This is a genomic window from Bilophila sp. (assembly GCF_057864385.1).
On record NZ_DBMAFI010000049.1, the window covers coordinates 1 to 26,823 of the forward strand.

Consider the following 26,823-nt stretch of genomic DNA (forward strand, 5'->3'; position numbering starts at 1 on the left):
TTCTAGAGAAAGTTTCTCCTCCCCCTCCCCAATTTTCCTCTATACCCCCAGCTTTCCCGCCACATCGCGCCACACGGCTTCAACGTCGATGTCGACCATGCAGCGGTGGTGCTTCTTCGGGCAGTGATGCGGCCCGTGCAGGCCGCAGGGACGGCACTCAAGGGCAACCTCAAAGACCTTGGCGGACTCGCCGCGCGGGAAAAAGCCGAGCCCACGCACCGTCGGCCCAAACAATGCCGTAACCGGGGTACGCTGCACCCATGCAAGATGCATCGGGCCGGAATCGTTGGAAACGTAACAGTTCAGCATACGCAGATAGGCGGCCAGTTCGGGCAGCGTCAGGGCGCAGGACAAATCGTGCAGAAGCGGGTTGCCCTTGAGCTCCGAAAGGGCGATCACGTCACGGGCCACGCCTTCCTCGCCGGGACCGGCAAAGACAAGCACATGGACACCCTTGGCGGCGGCACGGCGGGCGATTTCCGCAAACCCGGACGGCAGCCAGCGTTTCGTGCCCCAAACCGAACCGGGGTGCAGCCCAAGCAGGACGGGAGTATGATCGCCTTGCCGGAGCGACTCGCGGAAGGCGGCGGCCTTCTCCAGCGCCTCCGGGGGAAGGGCCAGCTCAGGCCAGTGCCGACGCGGGGCTTCGGGCGGCAAGATGGGCTTCAGCAGCTCAAGAAGCCGCTCGATCTCGTGCAGCTCTGAAAAGCGGCGGGATACACGGCGGTTGTAGCAGAGCGCCGCGACGGGCCCCCCGGCGTATCCCACGCGCAACGGCGCGCCGCTCAAACGGGCCAGCAACGCGGAACGGGGGCTTGGATGCGCACCGATCCAGATGTCATAACGCCGCCCGCCGAGGGCACGCCCGGTCTTGAGCAGCGCGGACAGGCGGTTGTTCCCGGAAATGCGGCGCTTGTCGTACTCATAGACGGCATGAATGGACGGATGGGCCTCAAACAGGGAGGCTAACCCCCGCCGCACGTAAAAATCAACCTCCGCACCGGGAAACGCGTCCGCCAGCGTCTGGATCAGCGGCAGCGTCAGCACCGCATCCCCCAAAAAAGCCGTATTCCATACCGCGATCCGCTTCATAAGGCGCCTCCTTTCGGCCAGACTCCAATCCCATACGGGAAAAACCTCAATGCCTCTTCCGCAACGGCACCCTATCCCGTGTCCCCCGCCCGCACAAGGGACGAAAAAAGCCCGGATGTTGTCCGGGCTTTTTCAACGGGAATACTTTCCCGCCTTACGGAGCGGAAAAGTTGGGGGAAGGGGCGGAAAGGAAGGGCCTAAAGGCAGGCCCCTCCCCGCCCCACGGAATTAAGCCTCGCTCAGAGGCTTGAAGTTCTTCTTGGATGCCCCGCAGACGGGACAGGTCCAGTCTTCGGGAAGGTCTTCAAAACGAGTGCCTGCGGGGATCTTGCGGCGCTTGTCGCCCCGGTCGGGATCGTACACGTAGCCGCAGTTGCTCACCGGGCACCGATACATATCTTTCGGATCAGCCATGACGTACCCCCTTTACCGGCTTACCACGGGTTATGGAGCACTTCAAAGTGAGCGGTGGGGTGCGCACAGGCGGGGCACAGGGCCGGGGCGTGCGTGCCGGTCACAAGACAGCCGCAGTTGCGGCAGCGCCACACGACAGGGGTTTCGCGCACGAACACGCGGCCTTCCTTGATGTTCTTGGCGAACGCAAGGAAACGCTCTTCATGGTACTGCTCCGCAATGGCGATGTTGCGCATCACGCTGGCGACTTCGGAGAAACCTTCGGAGTCGGCGATTTTCGCAAAAGAGGGATACATTTCGGTGTATTCATGATGCTCACCGGCAGCGGCGGCGTACAGGTTGGCTTCCGTGCCCGTGATGATGCCAGCGGGGAAGGCCGCGGTGATTTCCACGTCGCCGCCTTCAAGGAACTTGAACAGGCGCTTGGCATGCTCTTTTTCCTGAAGCGCGGTTTCGGTAAAAATGTCGGCGATCTGCACAAAGCCGTCTTTTTTGGCAGCACCGGCAAAATAATCATAGCGGTTGCGGGCCTGAGATTCACCGGCAAAGGCGGCGAGGATATTCCTTTCGGTCTGCGTACCCTTCAAAGATTTCATAGAACCTCTCCTTTTGGTAAGAAATGAAGGGGGATAAGCCCCTTTAAACCGCTTGGGCGCATCCGCTGCGCCCACTCAATACATTCTACGATAACGCTAAAAAGCGCATGAGGGAACCCCACTATAACCCGGCGGGGCTCCCCCATAAGCTTAGGACGCCTTGCGGGCGCATTCTTCGCAAATGCCTTCGTATTCAACGCGGGCTTCCGTGATCGTGAAGCCCTCGACGGAAACGCCTTCAACGGAAGGCGTCGGCACGGGAGGAATGACATCCCCGATTTTGCCGCAAACCCGGCAGCGCACATGCTGATGAGGGCGGGTATCGCCGTCGAAACGGCGGATGGAGCCGGCCGACTCCAGTTTGAGTATTTCTTTGGATTCCGTCAGAAAATCGAGGTTACGGTAGACAGTCCCAAGGCTGATGCGCGGCATGCGGGTACGAACCATCGCATACAGCTCGTCAGCCGTGGGGTGAGTCTTGACCTTTCTCAATTCCTCAAGAATAACCATACGTTGCCTAGTCATACGAGTCTGTGGCTGTGACATATTCATACCTCTTTGAGAACAATTACTGTTATGTTTAAAAAATGTCAAGTTTTTGGATTGCATATTATCGGCGGAATGAATAAAACTGTCAAACGGCCCGCATTGTTCCGTCAAAGCCCGTTTGCGGACGCAGGCGGGGAAAGGTTCCATTTTCCCGTTGCATCCATAGGCAGAGACGCTTATTACCGGGCGAGTGAGCAAGCGTTTTTCCGATAGCGCTCCGGCGCTGTCGGGACTTTTGTTATGGCAGGAGCCCGGCGGGGCATGCCCGGAGCGGCAACGCCGTTACGGCGTTTTTTCCCAAAAATACAGACGTACCAAGGTGTGACGTTATGGATTTGAGCATTCTTTCCCTTCTTGCCCAAGCCACGCTGGTAGCCAAGGCGGTCCTCGTGGCCCTGCTCTTCATGAGCGTATTCAGTTGGGCCTTGATGTTCCGCAAATGGATGAACATCCGGGCGGCGCTCAAAAAGGCCGCCGACGGCATGGACCGTTTCAACCATGCCCGTGACCTGCGCGAGGCCGTGCAGTCCCTCGGCGGCGATCCCGACTCCCCGCTGTATACCGTCGCCCACGAGGGCGTGACCGAATTCAACCGCTCGAAAGAGGCCGGGAACTCCGAAGACGTCGTGGTCGACAACGTGCGCCGCGCGCTCCGGCAGGGCGTGGACATGGAAATGACCCGCCTCACAAGCTCCCTGTCCTTCCTGGCGACCTCCGCGAACACGGCGCCGTTCATCGGGCTGTTCGGCACCGTCTGGGGCATCATGAACACCTTCCACGCCATCGGCGCCATGAAGTCAGCCTCCCTCGCCACCGTCGCGCCCGGCATCTCCGAAGCCCTCATCGCCACGGCTATGGGCCTTCTCGTGGCCATCCCGGCGACCATCGGCTACAACACGTTCCACGGAAGCCTCGGCGTGCTCGAAACCCGCCTCGTCAACTTCGCCGGCATGTTCCTCAACCGCGTCCAGCGCGAGCTGAACGCCCACCGCCCCGTGTCCAGAAGCGGACAGGCCGAGTAGAGGTGCCTCATGGGAGCTTCTGTCGGCGGCAAGAAAGGATTCGTGTCGGAAATCAACGTGACGCCGTTCGTCGACGTCATGCTGGTCCTGCTCATCATCTTCATGGTCACGGCGCCGATGATGACGGAAGGGCTTGACGTCGACCTGCCCCAGACGCGGGCCGTCGAAACCCTGCCCACCGAATCGGACAACATGATCCTGACGATCCGCAAGGACGGCGTCATTTTCCTCGATTCGTACGAGGTGGGGCTGGATGAGCTTCAGGATAAAATCGATCTGCTCGTCAAGCAGCAGAACAAGCAGCTGTTTCTCCAAGCCGACAAGGACGTGGCCTACGGCCTTGTCGTGGACGTGATGGGCCGCATCCGTGAAGCCGGGGTCGACAAGCTCGGCGTGGTGGCCCTGCGGGAAGATGCGCCCGCCGTTCCGGCAAAGAAGGGCAAGAAGTAAAGCCCCGGCCTTCCGCCGGTCGCGTACAACGGATAGAAGGGCCCCGGCTTCCTCAGCCGGGGAAAAAGGCAGACCCACCAATGTTTGGCAGTTATTTCTTTTCCATCCTCCTGCACCTCGCTCTGGCGCTGCTGATTTTCTTGTGGCCGAGTTCCCCGCCCATGAAGCTTGATCAGCCCATGATGCAGATCAGCGTGAACATGGGCGCTCCGGGCGGCAACCGGATGGCTTCGCCCGTGCTCGGGCCGCAGGGCAAGCCCATGCCGACCAAGGCCGCACCTCAGCCCGCCCCGGCGGAACAGGCGGCCAGCGCCGTCCCCGTAGCCCGCGAGGACACGGCACAGCCCAAGGCCGAGCCCAAGAAGGAATCGCAGCCCAAGCCCAAACCGAAACCCGAACCCAAGCCGGACGAGGTCGCGCTGGCGCAGAAAAAGCAACCCAAGAAGCCCAAGGACGAGGAAGAAGAGCCCAAGGAAAAACCGAAGGAAAAGCCTAAGGACGACGGCAAGAAGGACAAGAAAGAAGCTTCGGAGAAAGCCAAGAAGGCGAACGACAAGGCTAAGCCCGCCAAGGAATCCGACAAGAAAAAGGACGGCGTAGATCCGAGCAAGGCCCTTGCCGACGCGTTGAACGACGCCAAGAAGAAGGCCGGAACATCGCAGGGCTCCAAGGAAAAAGGCGGCAGGTCGTCCGTTGCGGGCGCCCTCGCCGACTTCAAGAAGAGCGCCGGGGGTGCCGGAGGCGGAGGCGGCGGCGAAGGCGACGGCCCCGGAGGAGGCGGCATTTACGACGTGTATATGGGGCAGGTCATCCTTGCGGTGCGGCCGAACTGGAGCATGCCGACCTACTCCCGCGTGAACCTTTCCGTGCAGGTCAATGTAAAGCTTGATCCGAGCGGCAAAGTCCTCAGTTGTACCGTCGCCCGCAGCTCCGGCAGGGCCGAAGTCGACGCCTCGGCAGTCAACGCGGTCATCAGGACGAAGGTGCTCCCCGCACCGCCCACGCCCGATCAGCAGGAACTCCTCCTTACCTTCAATACGCAGGAAATGATGGGCAGAAGATAACACGCCTTGGGGAAAGAGAGTAAAAGGGGCGGGGAAAGCTTTCTCAAGGAAGCTTTCCCCGCCCCTTAACGCTGCCAGAACTCCCCGCGCCCTCCCCCAAGGCTTTCGTCATACGGGGGCGATTTCCCTTGGCCCTGTCATAGCATTGGGTTGTTTTATCTCCACCATATGGTGAAAACTGACTTTTTCTTCAATTTTTCCGCCGATGGACTCCATGATTGGGGCATTTTGGGTTATTCCTTTGGAATTCCAAGAAACAAACCATCAACCGCTTCCTATGGCACAGCCGTTTCCTTTTCTCCAGAAGCCCCCTCTTCCCCAAGGCTTTCGGCCCTGCCGAGCCATCCATCCCCGCTTTTTTGGGGGTGATGAAAAGCGTCCCTCTCCCCACCAGGGCGGGAGATATTCGCTTTCTCAATGATTTTCTAAGGCTCTGTTAGAGTATGTGGCTGTTTCATCTCCACAGTGCTGTGAAAATACAGCCTTTTTCCAATTTTCCCCTTGGCGGGATCCACGGCCAAGGCATTTTGCCGGTTATCCCTTTGAAGCTTCAAGAAAAAAGCACAGCCATTTTCTATAACACAGCCTTTTTCTTCCATCGGAACGAACTCCCTACGCGCGGCCTCCCCACCAGTCGAAATTTTTGCGGGTGGGGGTCCGGGGGAGGGCGCTTTTTATAAAAAGCGCCCTCCCCCGGCCTTCCCCGCCTCTAGGGGGCTGGCCTTTTGGCGAAGCGTCCTATAAAAGGGACGTATACACTTCAACACGCAAGAAAATTTCGGAGCGAACGATGCCTCAATCAATGCTGCGCCTGCTGGCTGCGTTTGGATTCATACTGTGCTCCACCCTGCCGGGCATGGCGGAACCGACGGGCATCCCCCTCATTGCCGGGGCGGACACCGCGGGCGGGTACGCCGGGGATGTCCTCGTCAAGGTGCTGCCCGCTTGGCAGCCTCCGGCGGGTGCTTCCGGCATGGTCACCATCTCCCTGCGCATCGGCAGCGACGGACGCCCGCTGTACTGCGAAGCCAGCCGCAAGTCGGGCAATACCGCACTCGACGAATCCGCCTGCCAAGCCGTCGTGCGCGCGGGGACGCTCCCCACGCCGCCGTACGGGGCCATCACCGAAGTCTATCTGACGTTCATGACGGATCCGGGCGCCATCAAAGGGACTGCGCCCCAAGGACAGGCTGCCGCGCCCAAGGAACGCAGCTACGCTGAAGAAATCATGTTCCGGGCCAAGCCCTACATCCAGATCCCGCAGGGCGTCCATGGGGAATACAGCGTGGAACTGACCCTCCGCGTCAACGAAACCGGCGGGATCGAGCAGATGTCCGTCTCCAAGTCATCCGGGAAGGCCGAAGTGGACAACGCCGTCCTGACCGGGGTCATCCGGGAAGGGGTCATCCCCCCGCGCCCGGCGGGTTCCGAACCTCTGACCATACGTCTCCTCTTTACCCTCAAAAACAATTGATCTAGACTGCGCCGCGTAAGCAAAAGGTCTTCCGTGGCAAAAACGGAAGACCTTTTTACCGAAAAGCGGTAGGCCAAACCCTGCGGGAGGCCCTCCCGTTCACCTCAACCCCTTTAAAGGCATCATGAAACCATTCCGCCTGTTTTCCCAAGTGCTGCTTCTGCTCGGCCTTGTGATGGCCTGCGCCGCCGGCTCCTCAAAAGCCGCCATGCAGATCGACATCTACGGGCCCGGCCAGAACATCGTCAATCTGGCCATGGCCGCCCCGCTCAGCACCGGCCAGCCTGCCCAAGGGCTTGGCAAGGAGCTCGACGCCGCCATCCATGACAACTTGAGCTTCCTGCCCTTCATGCGGCTGACGGATCCCAAGGCCGTCCTCGGCGGTACGATCCTCCCCGGCTACCAGCCCCCGAACGTCGATTTCAAACGCTTCCAGCTTGCGGGGGCAGACCTGCTCGTCACCGCCGGCTGGCCTCAGGGCGACAAGCCCGGCTCCACCGTCGAACTGCGCGTTTATGAAACCTTTTCCGGGCAGTTCGTGTTCGGAAACGCCTACAGCGGCGTAACCAAAGGAGAAGTGCAGGATGTGGCCGACCGCTTCTGCGCCGACCTTATGAAAGCCCTCACCGGACACGGCGACTTCTTCCTTTCCACGCTCGCCTTTGTGAAGAACAGCGGCAAGAACAAGCGCGACGTGTGGATCACCAAGCCCACCGGCCGCAACCTCCGCAAGATCACCGATATCCCCGGCATCGCCATGTCCCCGTCGTGGTCGCTCGACGGCCGCTTCATCGTATTCAGCCACATGGACGACAAGAGCCACGCCCTCGGCGTGTGGGATCGCCTGACCAACCGCGTCCAGCGTATCCGCTTCCCCGGCAACACCGTCATCGGCCCCACCTTCACTCCCGGCAACAAAGTCGCGGTAAGCCTCTCCACCGGCAAAAACCCCGACATTTTCATGCTCAACCACGCCTTCCAGAAGGAACGCACGCTTGAAGCCAACGGCACCATCAACGTGTCGCCGACCTTCGATGCCGCCGGCACCAAGATGGCCTTCACGTCCAACCGCATGGGCGGGCCGCAGATCTTTATGAAGGATATGGCCTCCGGCTCCGTCTCCCGCGTGACCAAGCAGGGCAGCTACAATACCGAGCCCAGCATGAGCCCCGATGGGACGCTGATCGCCTTTTCGCGCCTCACCTCGGAAGGAAACCGCATCTTTGTGCAGGATCTGACCACCGGCACGGAACAGCAGATCAGTTTCGGCCCCGGCAATGACGTGCTGCCCTCCTTCGCGCCGGACAGCTATTTCATCGCCTTCACCTCCAACCGGAGCGGCCAAAACCAGATTTACCTGACGACCCGGCACGGCGGCGACGCGAAGAAAGTTCCCACGGGCAGCGGAGACGCCTCGTTCCCCCGTTGGGGCGCAATCCCCCGCTAGCCGGGCTTGACGGAAAAGGGAGCGTTTTTTAGATAGGCGGAAATGGGCGGGAGCGGCCTTCCGCAGCCATGTTTTTTCCTCGTAAATCTTCGCGGGAAATCACTGAAACCGTCTCCCACTCGCTTGACAATACAGGTTTGCCGGAATAACCTTCAGCCCTTGCGTGTGCAGGGTAGCATACGCAAGGAAGAAGGAATTTTATCAACCGTTTTTCTGTGCGGGGAAACTCGCTCAGGAGGAAAAAGAGATGAACACTTTCAAACGTTTGGCTCTCGTTGTGACTCTCGTTGTGGCTATGGGTGCTGGTTTTGGTTGCGCGAAAAAGCAGACTGGCGCTGATGTGGCTCCCGCCGTCACCGCCGACGACAACAGCGCCGCCAACGCCGCTATCGAACGCGCCGCTCAGGCGATCACCGATGGTGTCGTGTACTTCGACTTTGACAAGTCCGACATCAAGGCCGAATCCCGCGACATGCTCCGCCAGAAGGCTGAGCTCATGAAGGCTTATCCCAGCATCCGCGTGCGCATCGAAGGCAACTGCGACGCCCGCGGCACTCAGGAATACAACCTCGCCCTCGGCGAACGCCGCGCCCGCGCCGCTTACGAATACCTCGTCATGCTCGGCGTGAACCCCGACCAGATGGAAATGATCTCCTTCGGTAAGGAACGTCCCGCCGTTGAAGGCACCGGCCCCGCCGTGTGGGAAAAGAACCGCCGCGACGACTTCCGCGTTATCGCGAAATAAGTTTGCTTTCTGAATACTCACGCCGTCTTGCGGGGCGGCGTGAGCCGTAACGGAGCGTGGCGCAGTTTGGTAGCGCACCTGGTTTGGGACCAGGGGGTCGCTGGTTCGAATCCAGTCGCTCCGACCAGAACAACGCAGAAGGATTCCAGCACAGCCGGAGTCCTTTTTTTCTGCCCGCCGTTCTCCCCACCCGCTGTTCCCGGCCTTCCCCCGCTCCCCTGCATCAGCAGTTTCCTCCCCGCCTCCTAAGCCTTGCGGCCCCTTTGTCAGCCCCCGCAACCTCCCCATCCCCTTTTCATCTCCTCCAAGGGCACCTGACACTCTCATCGAAACAATCATTGTTTCGCCCCGTTGCGCCTCCTATGCTCTTGGGAACGATACGTAACGGAGGTTTGGGATATGCGTCCTTATCTGAAAGCGTTCCTTTTTCTGGTTATGACGGCTTCCATTGCCTGCGTCGGGGCGGACTTCGTTCAGGCCGCTGAAACGGCCCCTGCTGCATCCGCCGGGAACGGCATGATGCCGCCCGTCGGCGCCTTTGACGGCAACGCGGCCTACCAGTCCCTGACGCCTGAAAAGCAGGCAAAATACAATGAAATAATCAAGTCGGCGGAGGAGGCCATGCTGCCCTTGCGCGAAAAGATGATGGCCAAGCGCCTTCAGCTTGATACGATGGCGAGCATGCCCAACATGAATGAGGAGGCCATTGCCAAGGCAGCCGCCGAGGTTGCTTCGCTTCACACGCAGATGATCAAGGTTCACGACATGATGGCTGATCGCCTCGCCAGCGAGCTCGGCATTTCCATCCAGCGCGGAACCTGCTCGGACGGCTACACGCCCTGCCCGATGCACCGCGGCATGATGCGCGGCTATCATCGGATGATGCCTATGCATTGAGCGGAAATGGGGATAGTTGGGGGAGGGGAGAGGGCCCCCTTTAAAAAGGGCTCCCTCTCCCCTCCCCCAAGCCCCCTCCCCTCACCCTCCTAAACTTTTCGACTGGTGGGGAGGCGGCGCGGCAGAAGTTCATAATCGCAACAGGAAACGGAAAGATGATGTCGTGGGGCGTGATTGTTCCATCTTCACAATAAGAAAAGGCTGGCTTTTTCCAGTTTTCCCGTTGGCGGAGTCCAAAGCGGCTTCGGAATTATCTCTTTGAATCTCAAATAAAAAAGCAGGGAAGGAACTTCCCTGCCTTTCCAGGTCGTATCGTTTTATGTAACTATTTAAAATTATTAAAATATTTTTTGCATTTTTTTAAAAATAGACAAGTATTTTCAATATATTATACCTAATTAACGACACAACCTAGAACTCAGCCAAACAAAACAATCATAGACTGTAACAGAGCCTCAAAAGAAAGCATCAATCCTTTCCTATCCCAGTACAAAAGCAATAAAACACCACATGCGAGACATCTACGCTTCCAATGAAGCGTGTATTCAACCACATGAAATTTAAAATAATTTATTAGACATCAAAAAGCTGAATGTCTCCCACATACAGCGCCCCCTCTCTCCGAACGGAACGAACTTCCGCCACGCAGCCTCCCCACCAGTCGAAAGTCTTGGGAGAGGATGGGGTGGGGCTTGGGGAGGGGAAGGGGAGCCTTTCTCCAGAAAGGTTCCCCTTCCCCTCCCCAAATCTCTCCACTCCCCTCCGCGCATCAACCACTTGAGGTGACTTTCCTGACCAGCAGGCTGTCGTGGGGAAGGACGGCGCGATCGGGCGTGAGCAGCTCGCGCCCGCGGGCCACGAGAGCGGTGCACTCACGGATGCCGAGATATTTGAGGAGCTGTTTCACATTCTTGACCTTGTGGCGGGGGATTTCAAGAACCTGCTCCTCCGGCTGGAGCAGAACCGTCACGTTGGGTATTTCAAAAGGCAGAGGCTGATCCATTGCTATCCCTTTGTATGCAAATATGACCCGGAATGGGGACGCCAGAGTACGTCGCTTTACACCAAAAGGAAAGCCTCCCGGCAGGAAAGAAAGGATTGTCACGGAACAGGGACTGCACCTCTTGACCCCCGCCCCGCTTTCACTTAGCGTAACGGATCGCAACGCTTCATCTACCGGAGCGTACAAACGAATTCACCCTGCGGGGTTGTAGAGGTAATCCCATGTTTCAGAAAACGGAATTCATCTGGTTTGACGGAAAGCTGGTCCCTTGGGATCAGGCCCAAGTCCATGTGCTTGCCCACGGTCTGCATTACGGCACCGGCGTCTTTGAAGGCATCCGCGCCTACGCCTGCCCTGACGGTTCTTCCGCCGTCTTCCGTCTACCGGAGCATTCCAAGCGCCTCGTCAATTCCGCCAAAATCCTTGGCATCGACATGCCCTATACCGCCGACGAAATTTCCAAGGCGATTGTCGAAACCGTTGTGGCCAACAAGCTTTCCGAAGGCTACATCCGTCCTCTCGCCTTTGCCGGCGAGGGCGACATGGGCGTGTTCCCCAGCAACAACCCCACGCACGTCATCATTGCCGTGTGGCCCTGGGGCGCCTACCTCGGAGCCGAAGCCCTCGAAAAGGGCATCCGCGTCAAGACCAGCTCCTTCGCCCGTATGCACGTCAACACCCTGATGAGCAAGGCCAAGGCCGCCGGCAACTACGTGAACTCCGTACTCGCCAAGATGGAAGTCAAGCAGGACGGTTATGACGAAGCCCTGATGCTCGACACCAACGGCTACGTCTGCGAAGCGACCGGCGAAAACTTCTTCATCGTCCGCAACGGCGTGATCAAGACCCCGCCGCTGACCGCCATCCTCGACGGCATCACCCGCGACTCCATCATCAAGATCGCCCGCGATCTCGGCTACACCGTGGAAGAGCAGCTCTTTACCCGCGATGAAGTCTACTACGCCGACGAAGCGTTCTTCAGCGGCACCGCCGCCGAACTGACGCCCATCCGCGAACTCGACAACCGCACCATCGGCGAAGGTCATGCCGGCCCGGTGACAAAGGCCCTCCAGACCGCCTACTTCAAGGCGATCAAGGGGCAGGATCCCCGCTACGGCCACTGGCTGACCAGCTACAAGTTCTAGAGCCGCCCACGGGGGAGGGCCTCCTCCCCCGTTCCGGCTTCGCCGCACGGCGCAATACGATACCGCATGAGCCACGCATCCCTCGCAGCCCGCTACCGTCCGCAGACATTCGCTGAAGTGACGGGACAGGAAACCGTCAAGGCCATCCTTTCCCGCGCCGCCGCGGAAGACAAGGTTGCGCCCGCCTACCTGCTGAGCGGGACGCGGGGCGTGGGCAAGACCACCATCGCACGCATCTTCGCCAAGGCGCTGAACTGCGTACATGCCCCCACCGGCGAGCCCTGCAACCAGTGCGAGCAGTGCCGCCGCATCACGATGGGCAACCATGTTGACGTGGTGGAAATCGACGGCGCATCCAACCGCGGCATCGACGACGCCCGCCGCCTGCGCGAGGCCATCGCCTACGCGCCGATGGAAGGTCGCTACAAGGTCTTCATCATCGACGAAGCGCACATGCTCACGCGCGAGTCCTTCAACGCCCTGCTCAAGACGCTGGAAGAGCCTCCGCCGCGCGCGACGTTCATCCTCGCCACCACCGAGGCCCACAAATTTCCGATCACGATCGTCAGCCGCTGCCAGCATTTCATTTTCAAGGCCATCCCTGAAGCCGAACTGATGGCCCATCTGACGCGCGTGCTCAATAAGGAAGGCATCCCGTTCGAGGAAAACGCCATCCGCCTCCTCGCACGCCGTGCAGCCGGAAGCGTGCGCGACAGCATGTCCCTGCTCGGCCAGACGCTGGCCCTCGGCGGCGACAACCTGACCGAAGCCTCCACCCGCAGCGTGCTCGGCCTTGCCGGGCAGGAGCTCTATGAGCGCCTTCTCAACGCGCTCAAGGCTCAGGACTGCCTCGCCGTCGCCGCGCTGACGCAGGAGCTGCTGGAACGCGGCGTGGATCTCGGTTTTTTCCTCCGTGAACTGACCACATTGTGGCGCAATTTGTTTCTCATCCGTCAGGCCGGGGCTGCGGCAGCCGCCGCGCTCGACATGCCGGACGCGGAAAAGCAGCGCCTGCTGGATCTCGCGCCGCAGTTCGATCCCGCGTATATCCATGCTGCATGGCAGATGGTGCTCGAAAGCCAGCGGCAGGTGCTCACCAGCCTCGAGCCGTCCGCCGCGCTGGAACTCCTGCTCCTGAACCTCGCCCTGCTGCCGCGCCTCGTATCGCTGGAAACGCTCTCCCGCACCACTGTCGCCCCGGCTTCCGGGACACCCGCCGCACCGGTGCCGTCCGCACCGGCCGCGCCTCAGGCAACCCCCGCCCCGGTGCCCTCGCCGCCCGCTTCTTCCGCGCCCGTGCGCCCAGCGCCTGCCGCCCCGGTTTCATCTCCGGCCACACCGCCCGCGCCTGCCGCAGCCCCGGTGCAGCCCACGTTTTCCGCGCCTCAGGCATCCCCGGCAAAACCTTCCCAGGCTTCGGCAATCCCCCCGCGCCCGGCTCCGGCAGCGTCCCGCCCGCCGGTTCCGCCCCGCCCTGCGGCGGCCCCCGCCCCAGCTCGGCCTGCCGCCCCGCAAGGCACGCCTCCGTGGGAAACGGCTCCCCCGGCCGTCTCGGAGCAGCCCGGCCCCTCCGCGACGGTCGCGCCCATAGACGCCCCGCACCCTCTGGACACGGGCCCGGCGGAAGGCTTCGCTCCGACGAAGGATACCACTCCCGCAAAGTCCAAGAAAAAACAGGCTTCCACCGTGCCCGCGCCTTCGGAAGCATGGATGGATTTCGTGGAATTTTGCCGCAGGAACCAGAGCGACGCCACGTTGTCCCTTCCGGCGCTCACGCAGGCGAACGGCGTATTTTCGGAAGGAGTCCTGACGCTTGCCACAACCAGCGCCATCCAGTATGAACAGCTTTCGGCCCCTTCACGGCTCTCCGAGCTGGAACGGCTGGCCAGCGACTATTCCGGCAAGCCCGTCTCCGTACGGGTATCCGCCCCGGAACGGCTGCACAAGACCGAGGCCGAACTGAAAAAAGAATTTGCCTCCCACCCCGTGATCAAGTCTCTCACCGAGACTTTCGGCGCTTCTCTCATTCGGTGTATCCCGGTGGAGCACACACGGAGTTGAAGGGCCCCTCGTAGGAGGTTCCTCGGAAACCTCTCCTCAACCGATCCTTTCAAGGAGACCGCAATGCGCAACATGAATGATCTTGTACGCCAAGCCGGCGTCATGCAGAACAAAATCGCCAAGATGCAGCAGGAAATGGCTGAACGTACCGTCGAAGCCTCCAGTGGGGGCGGCATGGTCAAGGTCGTCGCCACCTGTAAGCAGGACATCGTGTCCATCACCATCGATCCCAAAGCCCTTGAAGGCGGCGATGTGGAAATGCTTCAGGATCTCGTCCTGACCGCCGTCAACGAAGCTCTCCGCATCGGACGCGCCACGATGGACCGCGAAGTCAGCGCCATCACCGGCGGCATCAAGCTGCCCGGCATCATTTAAAGTATTGGGGAGGGGGAGGAGGAACCTTTCTGAAGAAAGGCTTCCTCCTCCCCCTCCCCAAACCCCACCCCCTCCACCTCCCAAGACTTTCGCGTTTTGGGGACGGGGCGGGGCGAAGGACATGCGTTTTGCCCCCGGTGGGCTGCCAGTCGCCCGTCGTCCGACCGTGGATGGCGGGTTGTCGCGTCCCTAGGGAGGCGTTTTCCTCAAATCCCCCTTCCTCTCCCGAAAAGCCTCCGTTCCCGAAGCAATGTGCGGAACAGGAGCCCGATGTGTCAAAAGCGCTGGGAAGGAGAGGAGGATGGGGCGAGTGAGGGGGAGCAGCCGGATGGCGGCCCGGAAAGGGGGGAGGCATTCACCTTTTCGATGATTTTGTAAAAGATTTATTTTAAATTTCATATGGATGAATACGGGGTTCATTGGAAAGGCGAATATCTCGAAACGGGCGTGCCGTTGACGGGCCTCCGGGGTTTACGGCATCAATAACAGGGTTGGGGCTTTCTGGAAGGCTGTGCCACAGAAACTGGCTGATGCTTTTTCTTTGAAGTTCCAAAGGGATAACCGGAAAAATGCCTTGGCTGTCGGATTCCTCCAAGAGGAAAACTGGAGAAAAAGGCTGTATTTTCACCACACTGTGGAGATGAAACAACCACAAACTATAACAGAGCCTTAAATTTCATATGGATGAATACGGGTTTCATTGGAAAGGCGAATATCTCGAAAGGGGCGTGCCGTTGACGGGCCTCCGGGGTTTACGGCATCAATAACAGAGTTGGGGCTTTTTGGAAGGCTGTACCACAGAAACTGGCTGAGGCTTTTTCTTTGAAGTTTCAAAGGGATAACCGGAAAAATGCCTTGGCTGTCGGATTCCGCCAGAGGGAAAACCGGAGAAAAAGGCCGTATTTTCACCGTGCTGTGGAGATGAAACAACCGCATGCTATGACGGAGCCTTCTGAAAAAGGTTCCTTCCCCAATCTTTCTGTCCACCAAAATGAGGAAGTATGGATCACAGAATCCCTGAACCGTTGAAGGCGCTCGTGGAACAGTTGGCCCGGCTGCCCGGCCTTGGGCCGAAATCGGCCATGCGCGTGGCCATGACGCTGCTCAAGTGGCCTGAAACCGAAACGCGGCGGCTCGGCAAGGGCATCCACGACTTGCGCGACAACCTGCGGCTGTGTTCCCGCTGCGGGGCGCTGACGGAAACCGATCCCTGCAGCGTCTGTTCGGACAAGGAACGCGACGACTCGCTGCTGTGTGTGGTCGCGGAATGGGACAGTATGCTCACGCTGGAAGAGGGCGCGTTCTACAAGGGCCGCTACCTCATTTTGGGCGGCCTGCTGGCTCCGCTCGACAACCTGAGCGCCGAAAGCCTCGAACTCGATCGGCTCACCAAGCGTCTGGAAGAAGGGCAGGTGCGAGAAGTCGTGCTCGCCCTCGGCGCCACGGTGGAAGCGGAAACCACGGGCGCGCTCGTCAAGAGCCTCGTCAACCGCCGCTTCCCCGGCGTGACCGTCACCCGGCTCGCGCAGGGCATCCCGCTCGGCGCGGAAGTGAAGTTCATGGACCGCGAAACCCTGCGCCAGTCGCTCCAGTACAGGCAGGAAATCCGCTGAGGTTGCAATGCCGGGCACTTGCGCCATAGCCTTTTAATGACTATTATCCCAAAAGGTATTTCAGAGTTCTCTTACCCCCATTTTTTACGGAGGTTTTATTCAATGGAAAGCTTGCGCGATTCCACTCGGTCAGCCAGCATCAGCGTCGCATCCGTCTTTATGCGCCATGTGTACCAGTGGATGACGGTCGGCCTGCTTGTCACGGCGGGGACCGCCTTTTTCGTCGCGTCCTCCCCGGCCCTTCTGTCCGCCATCTTCGGCAACACCTTCGGCCTGATCATCCTCGCCATCGCCGTGTTCGCCATGCCGTTGGTTCTGAGCGGCATGATTTCCCGGCTGTCCGCGTTTGCCGCCACCGCCCTCTTCGTCGTCTACAGTGCGCTGATGGGTGCGTTCCTGTCCTCGGTGCTGCTTGTGTATACGGGCGCTTCCGTCATGTCCACGTTCGTCACCTGCGCGGCCATGTTCGGCGGGATGAGCATCTACGGCACCGTCACCAAGCGTGATCTCACCGGCATGGGCAGCTTCATGATGATGGGCCTCTTCGGGCTGATCATCGCCATGATCGTCAATATCTTCCTCCAGAGCTCGGCCATGACCTTCGTGATCAGCGCCCTCGGCGTGATCATCTTCACCGGCCTGACCGCTTACGATACCCAGAAGATCCGCGCCTTCGGCGAAAACGCCCCGCTTGACGACGCCACCGCCATCCGCCGCGGCGCCCTGCTCGGCGCGCTGACCCTCTACCTTGACTTCATCAACCTGTTCCTGATGCTGCTCCGCCTCATGGGAGACCGCCGCTAATCGGATCAACCTGGGGGAGCCGTCCCCTTACGCCCGCCGGTTCCGCTCCGGCGGGCAACGGGAGCCTTTCATGACCGCATCCGGGATGTGAAAGGCTTTTTTGCTACCCGACACAGGAAAAGCGCATGGCTTCCAAGCAACGCAAGCGGCGCAGGAAACGCCGCGCCGCCCAAAAAGCCCCTCAGCGTCCCCCCATTTCCGCGCAGGCCGAGGAGGAAAAGGCCCGAAGCCGGGGACGGCGTTCCGCCAAAGGCTGGCGTGCCTGCCTTGTCGGGATCGGCTTCCTCTGCGCCCTGTGGACGGCCCTTGCCGTTTCCCTTCCGCCCTCGGTGCTGCGCGGCGTCGTGGAAAGCCGGCTCTCGGAGGCCGTCAACGCCCCCGTCACCATCGAATCCCTTTCGGTCAACCCGTTTACCCTCGGCATTGCCGTGCGGGGCATCCGCGTCCCCTACCTTGAAGAGGTGGGGACGCCCGACGGCGCATTGCTGACCATCGAACGGCTGGACATCCGGCCACGCCTCCGGCTTTTCGCGGACACCGCCCCCATTCAGGCGGCCCTCCGCGTACACAATCCGGCGCTCGACATCACCTATCTCGGCAATGGCCTGTTTTCCTTCTCCAAGCTGCTTCCCGCACCGGACGGGGCCGACGCCGGGCCCGATGCCCCGCTTTTCGCCGTAAGCGATCTTGATCTGGAAGGCGGAACCATCCTGCTCCGCGACGGCCCCGTCGGTATGCTCCATACGGTCAGCGACGTGAGCTTTCATGTCCCGCTCCTGCATTCGGCGGATCTCCCGTTTGCGCCCACGCTCTCCGCGCTGGTCAACGGCACGCGCATCAACGTGGAAGGCCGTACCGAACCCGATGCCGGAACGCTCCGCACCACGTTCGCCATCCACACGGCCCCGCTGCACATGGAGCATTTCAAGCGCTATCTTTCCGATTTCACGCCCCTGACCCTGAACAGCGGCACGGTGGCGCTCGACATGCGCTTCACCCTGTCGCAGCCGCATCTGGGGAAGGTGGAGAGCAGCTTGTCCGGCACGGTCAAGATCGAGGATGCGGAAATCGCCGCCCCGGAAGGCTCCATCGTGGGCAGGCTCCGCAAGGGGCAGGCCAGCCTGAACGATTTTACGCTGTCCGAGCGGCGCATCCGTCTGGACGGGATGGAACTCGACGGCCTGTACCTGCGCGTCAGCCGCGACAAGGCCGGGCGCATCGACTGGGCGGACTGGCTGGGCGGGACGGACGCGAACCCCGAAAACCTTTCTCCCGAAACGCCGTTCGTAGTGGAAGGCGCGGATCTCATCCTCAGGAACTCCGATTTCACATGGGTAGACGCCAGCCTTGCGGACACGCAGCAGATCGAGATCACCGGCGTGGACGGGCGCATCGCGGAATATTCCACCCGCCCCGGCGCACGCACGGCCATGCGCCTCTCCTTCGGCATCAGCACGGAAGGGGTGCTCGCTGTGGACGGCGAAGGCACGCTCAACCCTCCGAGCCTCAATGCCTCCCTGTGGGTGGACGACCTGCCGCTCATGGTGCTCCGGCCCCTGCTTGGGGAAACGCCCCTCAACGACATTCTGGGGCGCATTGCGATCAAGGGCGGCGTCCGCTTCGGCCCTGACGGGAAAACGCCCGGCGCCCCCGGATCAGGAACCTTCCTTGCCGTCACCGACGCCGAAGCCTCGGTAAGCGCGCTGTCCTTCGGGCGCGGCAGCAGCCTTTCCGCAGCCGACCGCAAAGCCGGGAAAGACGCCGGTTCCCCCGCCGTCCGGATACGGGCGCTCACCTTCAATGGCCTGCATTTTGACACGCAGGCCCGTTCCGCCTCGGTCAAAGCCTTGTCCGTCGAAGCCCCCGAAGTGCGCGTGGCGTCTTCCGGCGGCATTGGGCTGGCTGTCCCCGGCGCAAAGAAGCCTGCGGAAAAAACCGCTCCCGCCGCCCAAACGCGCCTCCCTGAAGGGATGTTTGCCGCAGCCCTGCCGGACGCCGCAAAAACCTTCCTCTCGGACTGGAAACTCAAGGCAGACGGCTTCCGCATCGCTGGGGGCAAGCTGGAGCACGTCGCCGCAGGGAAGGCCGAAAAGCTCATCTCCAGCCTCGATCTGGAAACCGGGCCTCTTTCCGGCGACCTGACCAATACCATCAGCCTGACCCTGCGCGCCCGCGGCGCATCGTCCGGCAGCCTGAACCTCAAAGGGACGCTGCGCCCCGTCCCCCTGCGCTTTTCCGCCGGCATGGACGCTGCGGATCTGCCCCTCGAATGGTTCGATACGCCCCTGCGCGCCTCCACAAACCTCTCCCCGTCCGGCAGGCTCTCCGCGAACCTCGACGCCGCGATCACGGAGGAAAAAGGAAAGGGCCTCGACATACTGGCTTCGGGCTCCCTTACCGTGCGCGACCTCCGGCTCAAGGACGCCCGCACCGAGAAAGTGTATGCCCTGCTCCGCCGCCTTTCCGCGGACACGTTCCGCTTTTCTTCGGCTTCCTCAAGCTTCGAGGCCAAGGCCGTGCTGCTTGATCTCCTGCGTATGGACGTGGCCCTCAATGCCGACAAGACGCTGGACATCCTGGACTGCATCCCCAAGCAGACGGCCCCAAAGCCCTCCCGCTTCCGTTTTTCCGTAGCCTCCCTGAAGCTTCAGGATGCCGCCCTGCTGTTCCGGGATCAGGCCCACGGTTCCGTCTCCGCCGTTCAGGATATCAACGCGGCGGTCAACGGCCTTTCCTCATCCGGCGGCTTGCCCGACATCGTCTTGACCGGGCAGCTTGGAGGCGCGCCCATTACCCTGTCCGGCTCCTGCAATCCGTTCTCGACCCCTCCGGCGGCCAAACTGTCCTTCACCGCCAAGGGCGTGGATCTCGCCCGCTATTCCGCCTATACGCGGGCCTATCTGGGGCATCCCGTCGTGCAGGGGCGCCTTGATCTTGAAAGCGCCTTCACTACGTCCGGCTGGACATTTTCTCTCGACAACCACATCCGGCTGGAAAAGCCCGTGCTCGGCCCCAAGGACACACGGCCCGGCGCGCCGGACTATCCCGTCTCCCTCGGCTTTGCCCTGCTGGAAGACCTGCGCGGCAACATCGCGCTGGATCTCCCCATTTCCGGGCGGCTCGACGACGCCGCGCTGCAGGTCGGCGGGCTGGTGGGCAAGGCCCTCGGCGGGCTGTTCACCAAGGTCGTGACCTCCCCCTTCGCGCTGCTCGGCGGCATCATCGGGCTTGTGACGCCGGACGATCCCGCGCTTCAGGTCATCGCCTTCCCTCCCGGCGACACCCGCATCAACCCCGCCGCCCAAGAGCGCCTCAAACGCATCGCCAAGGCGCTTGAAGAGCACCCTCGCGTCAAAATCGAGCTCGTCGGCATGTATGAGCCCGCCAGCGACACGCGCGGCCTGAAACGCCTTCGGGTCATCCGCAAGGTGCAGGCCCGGCACCACGCCGCCCTGCCCGCCAAGCAGCGGGCGGCCAACCCCGCCGGTACCATAAAGCTATCACCCGGCGAGTATGAGCGTTTCCTCCTGCACGTCTACAAAGACTCCCCCGCCGGGCGCAAAGCCGCTGGCGGCGAGGAGCCGGACATCATGGAGCAGAAGCTGCAAGCGCTCGAAAACGTAACGCAAGCGGACTTGGAAGCGCTGGCCCGCAGCCGCGCGGAAGAAGTGCGCGCCTTTCTCCTGAAGCACGGGCCGGGGTTGGGGAAACGCGTGGGCATCGCCTCCAAGGGCGGCCTCCCCGACGTGCGGCGCGGAACGGCGCAGGTGGAGATCCAGTTACGCTAATCCACTGATACAAAAAGATAAAAAACGATTTCAGATCCTGACTGCATTTATGGTATACAGGCTCATGTTTTCGGAGAAAGAACCCTTTCCATTTGTAGGAGGTTCCATGGACTTGCCTTACATGCCCGGCGCCCGCCGCGTCTCCCCGGCGGGCTTCCCATGCGCTCCGGGACGCGTAGAAAACGGCGTGCGCAAACGCTTCCGGCTTATTGCGCTGCTCACGCTGGCCGTCTTCATGGCGGGGGGGACTGCGGCGTCCGCCGCGACGATTGCCAACCATATGGACTATCCCGTCGAAGGCTTTTCCCTTTGGTGCCAGGATCCCCAACAACAGTGGATCGAACGGAAGCTCACCGGGCATCTGGACATGGAACAGCAAGCCGCCGTCACGCTGCCCGAAGCCCCCTGCTTCTTCCTTGAGGCGGACATGGGCGACTATCTCCTGAGTTTCCCGATCAAGCAGGAGCTCCAAGCGGAGGATCTGCTCGATACGAGCTGCATGCCCGACCCCACGCTTGAGGTCTACCGGAAAGCGGAACCGCTGTTCATCGCTGACGGGGAGGAAAAAGATCGCGGGCTTGAGCGCGATCCCGACCGGAACCCGCCGGAAGTCATCCCCATCGGGCCCTTGCTCGATACCTTCAAAGGCGGCATGAGCGAACAGGAGTGCCTCATGTACGGCATCCCGCTGCGCCGGGAAAGCTACAACGACAGCCAAAATTTCTCGATCAAGACCGCGATGGCCAGCGACGGGGTCGTCTGGCGCGGGATCATCTCCCTTTACAAGGATACGGAAACCAACATCATAGGCTTGTCCCTGACCACGCCGCTCAACGAAGGGGCATTGGAGAAACTGTTTTCCGCGCTGTCCGGCAAGGCATACAAACACGTGGCGCTCGGCGACGACGGCCCCGTCTATATGGATGATCCGATCATCAGCCCCGATCCCGCCGTCCGCAAGGAAGCCATCCGAAACATGCTTGTCCAACTGACGGCCCCGAACGCCGATCCCTATGACACGCATTTTGAACCCGATTCGCCCGAATGCCGCGAAAAGGACGCCAAGAAAGCGCAGGATGAAGCGCAAGCCGCCTGCAGGGAACTGAGCGCGGATATCCGCATCGCTCCCGGCAGCGACCGCATCGAACTCTTCCTTCAGGAAGGGGAAGAGTCCGCCGAATAGCCGTCTGAGGAAGAAGGAATTGTTGAAGGGGGGAGGGAACCGTGTTCCTTCCTCCCTTCAAGCATGTACAGCAGGGTTTGCTTGTTTCGCACCGTTGGCGGACTGAAACGCGGGAGAGAACCCTCAGGCTTTTCAGATCATGGCAAGGCTGAGGAACCGCGCGCGGAATTCGGAACAGGCGGTGACGCGGCAGCGGGAGGAACCCGCGCGCGCGCGAGAGAGAGAACCCAAACGCCGTTGCTGGCGTTCCGGTTGCGAACCGCGCGAGAGGCTTTGGCAAAGGCGGAAAACGGAACTATCCGAGGTTCAGATGTCCACGAACGAAACGGCATTGCCGTGGCTGCGGATCAGGGATTCCAGATCGGCGAGCGGCAGGAAGACGGTGGCGGTATTGTGGTTGGGATGGACGCCGAGGGCAGGGAGCCCGGCGAGATCGCGGTCAAAGAGCACTTCCACGGCGCGGGCCTCGTCGTTCAGGATACCCAAAGGCGTCACGGCCCCTTTTTCCAACCCCAGAAGGCGTTTCAACCGATCTTCCGAGGCAAAGGACAGGGCGCTTGTTCCGAGCCGCCTCCGCAGCGCCTTGAGATCCACAACCTTGTCCTTGGCGAGAACCACAAGGAAATGGCGCTTGCCCCGCGCATCGCGCAGGAAAAGGTTCTTGGCGATCAGGGCATCGGCATCAAGGTGCAGGCGCTCCATTTCTTCAATGGTATATACGGGATCATGCGAAACCATACGGTAACGGATGCCCGCATTCTCCAACACGTCCAGAACCTTGCGGATCTCTCTGTCTTCCATGACCTTCCCCCGCTATGGGCCAAACGCAAAGGCCCTGTCATGGCATGTGGCTGTTCCATCTCCACAGCGCGGTAAAAATACGGCCTTTTTCTCCAGTTTTCCCCTTGACGGAATCCACGGCCAAGGCATTTGCCGGTTATTCCTTTGGAACTTCAAGGAAAAAAGCATCAACCATTTTCCATGACACCGCCAACGCAAAAACCCCGCGGCAAGCATGCCACGGGGAAGGGAAATCAACGCAGGTCGGGGCTACTTCATACGGTAGGTGATGCGCCCACGGGTCAAATCGTAGGGGGAAAGTTCTACCTTGACCCGGTCGCCGGGCAGGATGCGGATGTAAAACTTGCGCATCTTGCCGGAAATGTGGGCGAGCACCGTGTGCCCGTTTTCAAGCTCAACAAGAAACATCGCGTTCGGCAACGCTTCCTGAACCACGCCGTCAACTTCAATGGCATCTTCTTTCGCCATGGAGCCTCCTCAAAAAATCCTTGATATGTATGTCCACACCCCTGCAAAAGGCGTTGGATTCAATGACCCGTTACAGTGCCCCGAAACGGCTATCCTTGTCAACCGCACAGGACGGATTCACAAGCCTTTCCCCATATTCCGCCATCCAGCCCAAACAACCCCGCTCCCCTGAAAAAACTTTCCCCCAAACCGTGCCGCCGCAAAGGGTCGGCGTTTTCTTTCCTGAAACACCAACCAGATAAAGCCCATTCATAAGATATGGCGCTTCATCTCCGCAGTATGATGAAAATACCCATGATGAGGCCCGTAATCTGTATCGCTTTCTTCATCTCCACAGTATGGTAAAAATACGGCCTTTTTCTCCAGTTTTTCCGCCGAAGGACTCCACGGCTGAGGCATTTTATCGCTTATTCCTTTAGCGGTTCAAGTAATAAAGCATCAACCGTTTCCTATGACACAGCCCCAAAAGAAAGCCCGGCTCCCATCGGCGGGAAAGCCTGCCAACAGGGATTCGATAAACGCGAAAGTCTTGGGAGGGGAAAGGGAGGGGTTTGGGGAGGGGAAGGGGAACCTTTCTCCAGAAAGGTTCCCCTTCCCCTCCCCAATGCTTCATGCCTTCACCGGCCTGAACAACAGCCAGAACCCAGCGATGAGCAAAGGAACACACAAAAGCTGACCCATCGTGAGCCAGCCGAAAGCCAGATAGCCGAGCTGCGGATCTGGCTGGCGGACAAACTCCACGGCAAAACGGAATACGCCGTACAGCACCGCGAACAGGCCGGAAACGCGCCCGGTGGGGCGGATCTTGGACGAATAGGCCCACAGGACGGCGAACATGACCAGCCCTTCAAGCCCGGCCTCGTACAACTGCGAAGGATGACGCGGCAGCGGGCCGCCCGTGGGGAACACCATCCCCAAGGGGCCGTCCGTAACCCCGCCCCACAGCTCGCCGTTGATGAAGTTCCCGATGCGCCCAAAGAACAGGCCCGGCGGAACGAGAGGAGCGACGAAGTCCACCACGTCCATGAACTTCTTCTTGTTGCGGCGGCTCCACCACCAGCCCATCAGCAACACGCCGATGAGCCCGCCGTGGAACGACATGCCGCCGTTCCAGATCTTGAAAATCTCGGACGGCTGATCGAGATACGCGGGCAAATCGTAAAACAGCACATACCCGAAGCGCCCGCCCGCCACCACGCCAAGCATGATCCACGTCAACAGGTCATCGACCTTCTGCCCGCTCCAGCCCGCCGCAGCCCACGCGGGACGGGAAGCACGCCAGCGCGCCAGCCCCCACCCGGTCAGAAAGGCGAACAAATACATAAGCCCGTACCAGTGAACCTGCACGGGGCCAAGGCTCAGGGCGACCGGGCTGATATTCGGATAGGCCAGCATGATCAGGGCCGCCCCACGGAGGGCTTGCGGCGCTCGAACGTGCCCGTGCGCCCCCCGGATTTGTGCACAAGCCGCACGTCGCGGATAACCATATCCTTCTGAACGGCCTTGCACATATCGTAAATGGTCGCCGCCGCAACCTGGGCGGCGATGATGGCTTCCATCTCCACGCCGGTGCGATCGCTCGTCCGGGCTTCGGATTCGATCAGCACGGCGGGCGGCTCATCCTGAATCTCAAAGCGCACGTCCACAAAACTCAGCGGCACGGGATGGCACAACGGGATAAGCTCCGAAGTCCGCTTCGCCGCCATGATCCCGGCGACCTGCGCCGTGACCAGCACGTCGCCCTTGGGCAGGGCGTGTTCCTTGAGCAGGCCGAGCGTATGGGCATTCATCTCCACGGCCCCGCGCACGATGGCGATGCGCTTGGTGACGTCCTTACCCCCCACGTCCACCATGCTGATGGAGCCGTCCCCGGCCATGTGGGAAAACGCGGCGTCGCGCACCCCGGAAGCGGCGTCTTCGGCGGCATCTTTCGGGCAGCAGCGCACTTCCCGCACGATACGTTCCGAGGAGGCCGCCACCGTATCCGTCAGCACCTTCAGGACGCCGTCAATATCGAGATCCGAAGTATCGACGATCACGGCGTCGGCGGCGGGCTTGAGGGGCGCGACGGCCCGGTTGCGATCCATGTCGTCGCGCTGGCGGATCATTTCGGTGATCTGCGCGAGATCGGCGGGTTCGCCCTTGGCCTGCAACTCCTCAAAACGGCGCATCCCGCGCACTTCCGGCCTTGCGTCAAGAAAGAACTTGAACCGCGCCGTGGGGAACACCACGGTGCCCATGTCGCGGCCTTCGGCGACCAAACCGGACTCCCCAAGCGACCGCTGGGCTTCTTTCAAGTAATCGCGAACCACCGTGGATGTGGCGAGGCGCGAAGCGAGCCGCCCGACTTCTTCGGTGCGGATTTCGCGGCCCACGGGGACATCGTTGCACAACAATACGGAATCCTCCCCGCCGCCCTGCAACTTAAAGCGGAAGGCGTTGCAGCGCGCCCTCAGTTCGTCTTCCGGCAGCGTTTCCGCGCCCGGCCCGAGGCGCAGGGCTATGGTACGGAACATGGCCCCGGTATCCAGATAGGGAATTCCCAGAATGGTGGCGAGGCGCTTGGCGAGGGTGGATTTGCCGACCCCGGCGGGGCCGTCCAATGTGATGATAGGCAGACACTTCATGATTACAGCAGTTCCCGCATTGCGTTGATAAGCATGGCATTTTCTTCAGCCGTCCCCACGGATACGCGGAGGTTCCGGGGCAGGCCATAGCTGGTCAGCGGACGCAGGATGATCCCGCGGCGCAGCAAATCCTCAAACAGGGCGGCGGCGCTGGGGCCGTCCGCCGGAAGCTCGAACATGAGGAAGTTCGACTGGGAAGGGAAGACGCGGCATCCGAGCTTGGCGAGCTCCCCGGTGAGCCACGCGCGGCCTTCGCGAACCACCCGTATGGTCTCATCGTGGAACGCCACGTCTTGCAGCGCGGCGATCCCGGCCTCCTCAGCCATCAGGTTCACCGAGAAAGGCAGGCGCACACGCCAGTAGTGATCGGCCAGCTCCTCCGGCACAATGGCGTAGCCGAGGCGGAGCCCGGCCATGCCGAAGCTCTTGGAGAACGTGCGCGAAATGATCACGTTGGGGAATTCGTCCAGCCGCTTCGCCAGCGAGTAATCCGCCTCGTCGTCGGTGAAGTCCATGTAGGCTTCGTCCAGCACGAGCAGGCAGGTGTCGGGCAGCGCCTTCGCCAGCCTTTCGAGTTCCGCCGCCGGAGGCGTGTACCCCGACGGGTTGTCGGGCGTGGTGACGAACACGAGGGACGTCTTGCCGTCCACCAGTTTGAGCAGGTTATCCCACGGGAACGAGAAGTCGGCGTTCACCGGGGTCTGGCGCAGCTCCACGCCGCACAGGGCGGCCTGCGTCGTGTAGATGCCGAAGCAGGGCTTGAAGGCCGCCGCGTTGTTCACGCCCGGCTCGGCGCAGATGCGGAACAGCAGGTCGATGACTTCATCGGAGCCGTTTCCCACGATGACGCGGGAGGGCGATACGCCGTGATGGGCGGCGATGGCCTTCACAAGGCGGGGGTTTCCGGCCTGCGGATAACGGAATGCCAGTCCCGCATGCGTTTCCAGCGTATGCTGAACCAGCGGAGAGGTTCCGAGAGGGTTTTCATTGCTGGCGAGCTTGATGACCCGTTCGATGCCGTACTTCTCGCGGATCTCGTCGATGGAGAGCCCTGCCGTGTAGGGCTTGAAGCCCCGGACCAGTGAACGCATGGGGATGGGAGACATGGCAAGTTCCTTCTATGGTTGTAAAGGAGGAAGTTTCCTTTTTTCCGCCCGTATCGTCAAGGCGAATGACAGGGGGTGGATAGATGGAGGGGTGGGACT

General features: G+C 60.9%; 25 protein-coding genes, 1 tRNA gene and 1 pseudogene. 15 read left to right on the forward strand and 12 right to left on the reverse strand.

Annotated features, from left to right (window positions below; genetic code table 11):
- Window positions 1–39: 39 nt before the first annotated feature.
- The 4 genes from ACZM8Y_RS13560 to ACZM8Y_RS13575 all read right to left on the reverse strand — a co-directional run bounded on the left by ACZM8Y_RS13560 (window position 40) and on the right by ACZM8Y_RS13575 (window position 2,648).
- Window positions 40–1,092 carry a glycosyltransferase family 9 protein gene (locus ACZM8Y_RS13560; RefSeq protein WP_482331089.1) on the reverse strand — a complete coding sequence of 351 codons (1,053 nt, stop codon included), beginning with the start codon at window positions 1,090–1,092 and terminating at the stop codon, window positions 40–42.
- A 228-nt stretch (window positions 1,093–1,320) separates the two neighbouring features.
- Window positions 1,321–1,506 (reverse strand): rubredoxin, encoded by a 186-nt coding sequence (locus ACZM8Y_RS13565; protein ID WP_005028320.1) that lies wholly within the window; start codon window positions 1,504–1,506, stop codon window positions 1,321–1,323.
- Window positions 1,507–1,526: 20 nt separating this feature from the next.
- Complete coding sequence (rbr, locus tag ACZM8Y_RS13570) at window positions 1,527–2,102, reverse strand: rubrerythrin (RefSeq protein WP_302552911.1); 576 nt, start codon at window positions 2,100–2,102, stop codon at window positions 1,527–1,529.
- 150 nt (window positions 2,103–2,252) lie between these two features.
- Window positions 2,253–2,648, reverse strand: a complete 396-nt coding sequence (locus tag ACZM8Y_RS13575; RefSeq protein WP_009380424.1) for a Fur family transcriptional regulator — start codon at window positions 2,646–2,648, stop codon at window positions 2,253–2,255.
- Between the two features lie 332 nt (window positions 2,649–2,980).
- Between ACZM8Y_RS13575 and tolQ the strand changes: the two genes are divergently transcribed.
- The 8 genes from tolQ (at window position 2,981) to ACZM8Y_RS13615 (ending at window position 9,750) form a co-directional block, all read left to right on the forward strand.
- On the forward strand, window positions 2,981–3,673 hold the full coding sequence (tolQ, locus tag ACZM8Y_RS13580; protein ID WP_302552912.1) for a protein TolQ: 693 nt from the start codon (window positions 2,981–2,983) through the stop codon (window positions 3,671–3,673).
- Window positions 3,674–3,682: 9 nt separating this feature from the next.
- A complete protein-coding gene (locus tag ACZM8Y_RS13585; protein ID WP_302552913.1) occupies window positions 3,683–4,123 on the forward strand; it encodes an ExbD/TolR family protein in 441 nt (146 codons plus the stop codon).
- An 80-nt stretch (window positions 4,124–4,203) separates the two neighbouring features.
- On the forward strand, window positions 4,204–5,187 hold the full coding sequence (gene tolA / locus ACZM8Y_RS13590) for a cell envelope integrity protein TolA (RefSeq protein WP_482331073.1): 984 nt from the start codon (window positions 4,204–4,206) through the stop codon (window positions 5,185–5,187).
- A 790-nt stretch (window positions 5,188–5,977) separates the two neighbouring features.
- A complete protein-coding gene (locus ACZM8Y_RS13595) occupies window positions 5,978–6,661 on the forward strand; it encodes a TonB family protein (RefSeq protein WP_482331068.1) in 684 nt (227 codons plus the stop codon).
- A 124-nt stretch (window positions 6,662–6,785) separates the two neighbouring features.
- Window positions 6,786–8,108, forward strand: coding sequence for a translocation protein TolB (locus ACZM8Y_RS13600; protein ID WP_302552916.1), 1,323 nt, complete (start codon window positions 6,786–6,788; stop codon window positions 8,106–8,108).
- 247 nt (window positions 8,109–8,355) lie between these two features.
- Window positions 8,356–8,853, forward strand: a complete 498-nt coding sequence (pal, locus tag ACZM8Y_RS13605; RefSeq protein WP_302552917.1) for a peptidoglycan-associated lipoprotein Pal — start codon at window positions 8,356–8,358, stop codon at window positions 8,851–8,853.
- Window positions 8,854–8,903: 50 nt separating this feature from the next.
- A tRNA-Pro gene (locus ACZM8Y_RS13610) sits at window positions 8,904–8,980 on the forward strand.
- 272 nt (window positions 8,981–9,252) lie between these two features.
- On the forward strand, window positions 9,253–9,750 hold the full coding sequence (locus tag ACZM8Y_RS13615; RefSeq protein ID WP_482331056.1) for a periplasmic heavy metal sensor: 498 nt from the start codon (window positions 9,253–9,255) through the stop codon (window positions 9,748–9,750).
- Between the two features lie 769 nt (window positions 9,751–10,519).
- Here ACZM8Y_RS13615 and ACZM8Y_RS13620 read toward each other — a convergent pair.
- Complete coding sequence (locus tag ACZM8Y_RS13620) at window positions 10,520–10,753, reverse strand: hypothetical protein (RefSeq protein ID WP_302552919.1); 234 nt, start codon at window positions 10,751–10,753, stop codon at window positions 10,520–10,522.
- Window positions 10,754–10,974: 221 nt separating this feature from the next.
- On the opposite strand from ACZM8Y_RS13620, the gene ACZM8Y_RS13625 reads away from it, so the two are divergent.
- From ACZM8Y_RS13625 to ACZM8Y_RS13635, 3 genes are all read left to right on the forward strand, one after another.
- Complete coding sequence (locus ACZM8Y_RS13625; protein ID WP_308772089.1) at window positions 10,975–11,898, forward strand: branched-chain amino acid transaminase; 924 nt, start codon at window positions 10,975–10,977, stop codon at window positions 11,896–11,898.
- A gap of 66 nt (window positions 11,899–11,964) precedes the next feature.
- Window positions 11,965–13,959, forward strand: a complete 1,995-nt coding sequence (gene dnaX, locus ACZM8Y_RS13630) for a DNA polymerase III subunit gamma/tau (protein WP_482331044.1) — start codon at window positions 11,965–11,967, stop codon at window positions 13,957–13,959.
- Between the two features lie 63 nt (window positions 13,960–14,022).
- On the forward strand, window positions 14,023–14,334 hold the full coding sequence (locus ACZM8Y_RS13635; protein ID WP_302552922.1) for a YbaB/EbfC family nucleoid-associated protein: 312 nt from the start codon (window positions 14,023–14,025) through the stop codon (window positions 14,332–14,334).
- A 669-nt stretch (window positions 14,335–15,003) separates the two neighbouring features.
- On the opposite strand, the gene ACZM8Y_RS13640 is transcribed toward ACZM8Y_RS13635, so the two are convergent.
- Window positions 15,004–15,270 carry a hypothetical protein gene (locus ACZM8Y_RS13640; protein WP_487480214.1) on the reverse strand — a complete coding sequence of 89 codons (267 nt, stop codon included), beginning with the start codon at window positions 15,268–15,270 and terminating at the stop codon, window positions 15,004–15,006.
- A 65-nt stretch (window positions 15,271–15,335) separates the two neighbouring features.
- On the opposite strand from ACZM8Y_RS13640, the gene recR reads away from it, so the two are divergent.
- The 4 genes from recR to ACZM8Y_RS13660 all read left to right on the forward strand — a co-directional run bounded on the left by recR (window position 15,336) and on the right by ACZM8Y_RS13660 (window position 21,722).
- Window positions 15,336–15,947 (forward strand): recombination mediator RecR, encoded by a 612-nt coding sequence (gene recR / locus ACZM8Y_RS13645; RefSeq protein ID WP_308772324.1) that lies wholly within the window; start codon window positions 15,336–15,338, stop codon window positions 15,945–15,947.
- A 102-nt stretch (window positions 15,948–16,049) separates the two neighbouring features.
- Entirely contained in the window at window positions 16,050–16,751 is a 702-nt protein-coding gene (locus tag ACZM8Y_RS13650; protein ID WP_308772325.1) for a Bax inhibitor-1/YccA family protein, read from the forward strand.
- Window positions 16,752–16,876: 125 nt separating this feature from the next.
- On the forward strand, window positions 16,877–20,539 hold the full coding sequence (locus ACZM8Y_RS13655) for a DUF748 domain-containing protein (protein ID WP_482331032.1): 3,663 nt from the start codon (window positions 16,877–16,879) through the stop codon (window positions 20,537–20,539).
- Window positions 20,540–20,645: 106 nt separating this feature from the next.
- Window positions 20,646–21,722, forward strand: coding sequence for a hypothetical protein (locus ACZM8Y_RS13660; protein WP_302552926.1), 1,077 nt, complete (start codon window positions 20,646–20,648; stop codon window positions 21,720–21,722).
- 306 nt (window positions 21,723–22,028) lie between these two features.
- On the opposite strand, the gene ACZM8Y_RS13665 is transcribed toward ACZM8Y_RS13660, so the two are convergent.
- The 6 genes and pseudogenes from ACZM8Y_RS13665 to hisC form a co-directional block, all read right to left on the reverse strand.
- Window positions 22,029–22,523, reverse strand: coding sequence for a prolyl-tRNA synthetase associated domain-containing protein (locus tag ACZM8Y_RS13665; RefSeq protein ID WP_482331026.1), 495 nt, complete (start codon window positions 22,521–22,523; stop codon window positions 22,029–22,031).
- Window positions 22,524–22,772: 249 nt separating this feature from the next.
- Window positions 22,773–22,991 carry a translation initiation factor IF-1 gene (gene infA / locus ACZM8Y_RS13670; RefSeq protein WP_005028298.1) on the reverse strand — a complete coding sequence of 73 codons (219 nt, stop codon included), beginning with the start codon at window positions 22,989–22,991 and terminating at the stop codon, window positions 22,773–22,775.
- Between the two features lie 609 nt (window positions 22,992–23,600).
- Window positions 23,601–24,386 (reverse strand): prolipoprotein diacylglyceryl transferase, encoded by a 786-nt coding sequence (gene lgt / locus ACZM8Y_RS13675; protein ID WP_308772229.1) that lies wholly within the window; start codon window positions 24,384–24,386, stop codon window positions 23,601–23,603.
- Window positions 24,387–24,388: 2 nt separating this feature from the next.
- A complete protein-coding gene (gene moaC / locus ACZM8Y_RS13680; RefSeq protein ID WP_489501794.1) occupies window positions 24,389–24,985 on the reverse strand; it encodes a cyclic pyranopterin monophosphate synthase MoaC in 597 nt (198 codons plus the stop codon).
- Window positions 24,980–25,618, reverse strand: a pseudogene (gene cmk, locus ACZM8Y_RS13685) ((d)CMP kinase); the annotation flags it as partial. The pseudogene cmk and the gene moaC, both read right to left, overlap by 6 nt.
- A 2-nt stretch (window positions 25,619–25,620) precedes the next feature.
- Window positions 25,621–26,724 (reverse strand): histidinol-phosphate transaminase, encoded by a 1,104-nt coding sequence (gene hisC / locus ACZM8Y_RS13690; protein ID WP_482332890.1) that lies wholly within the window; start codon window positions 26,722–26,724, stop codon window positions 25,621–25,623.
- Between the last annotated feature and the right edge of the window lie 99 nt (window positions 26,725–26,823).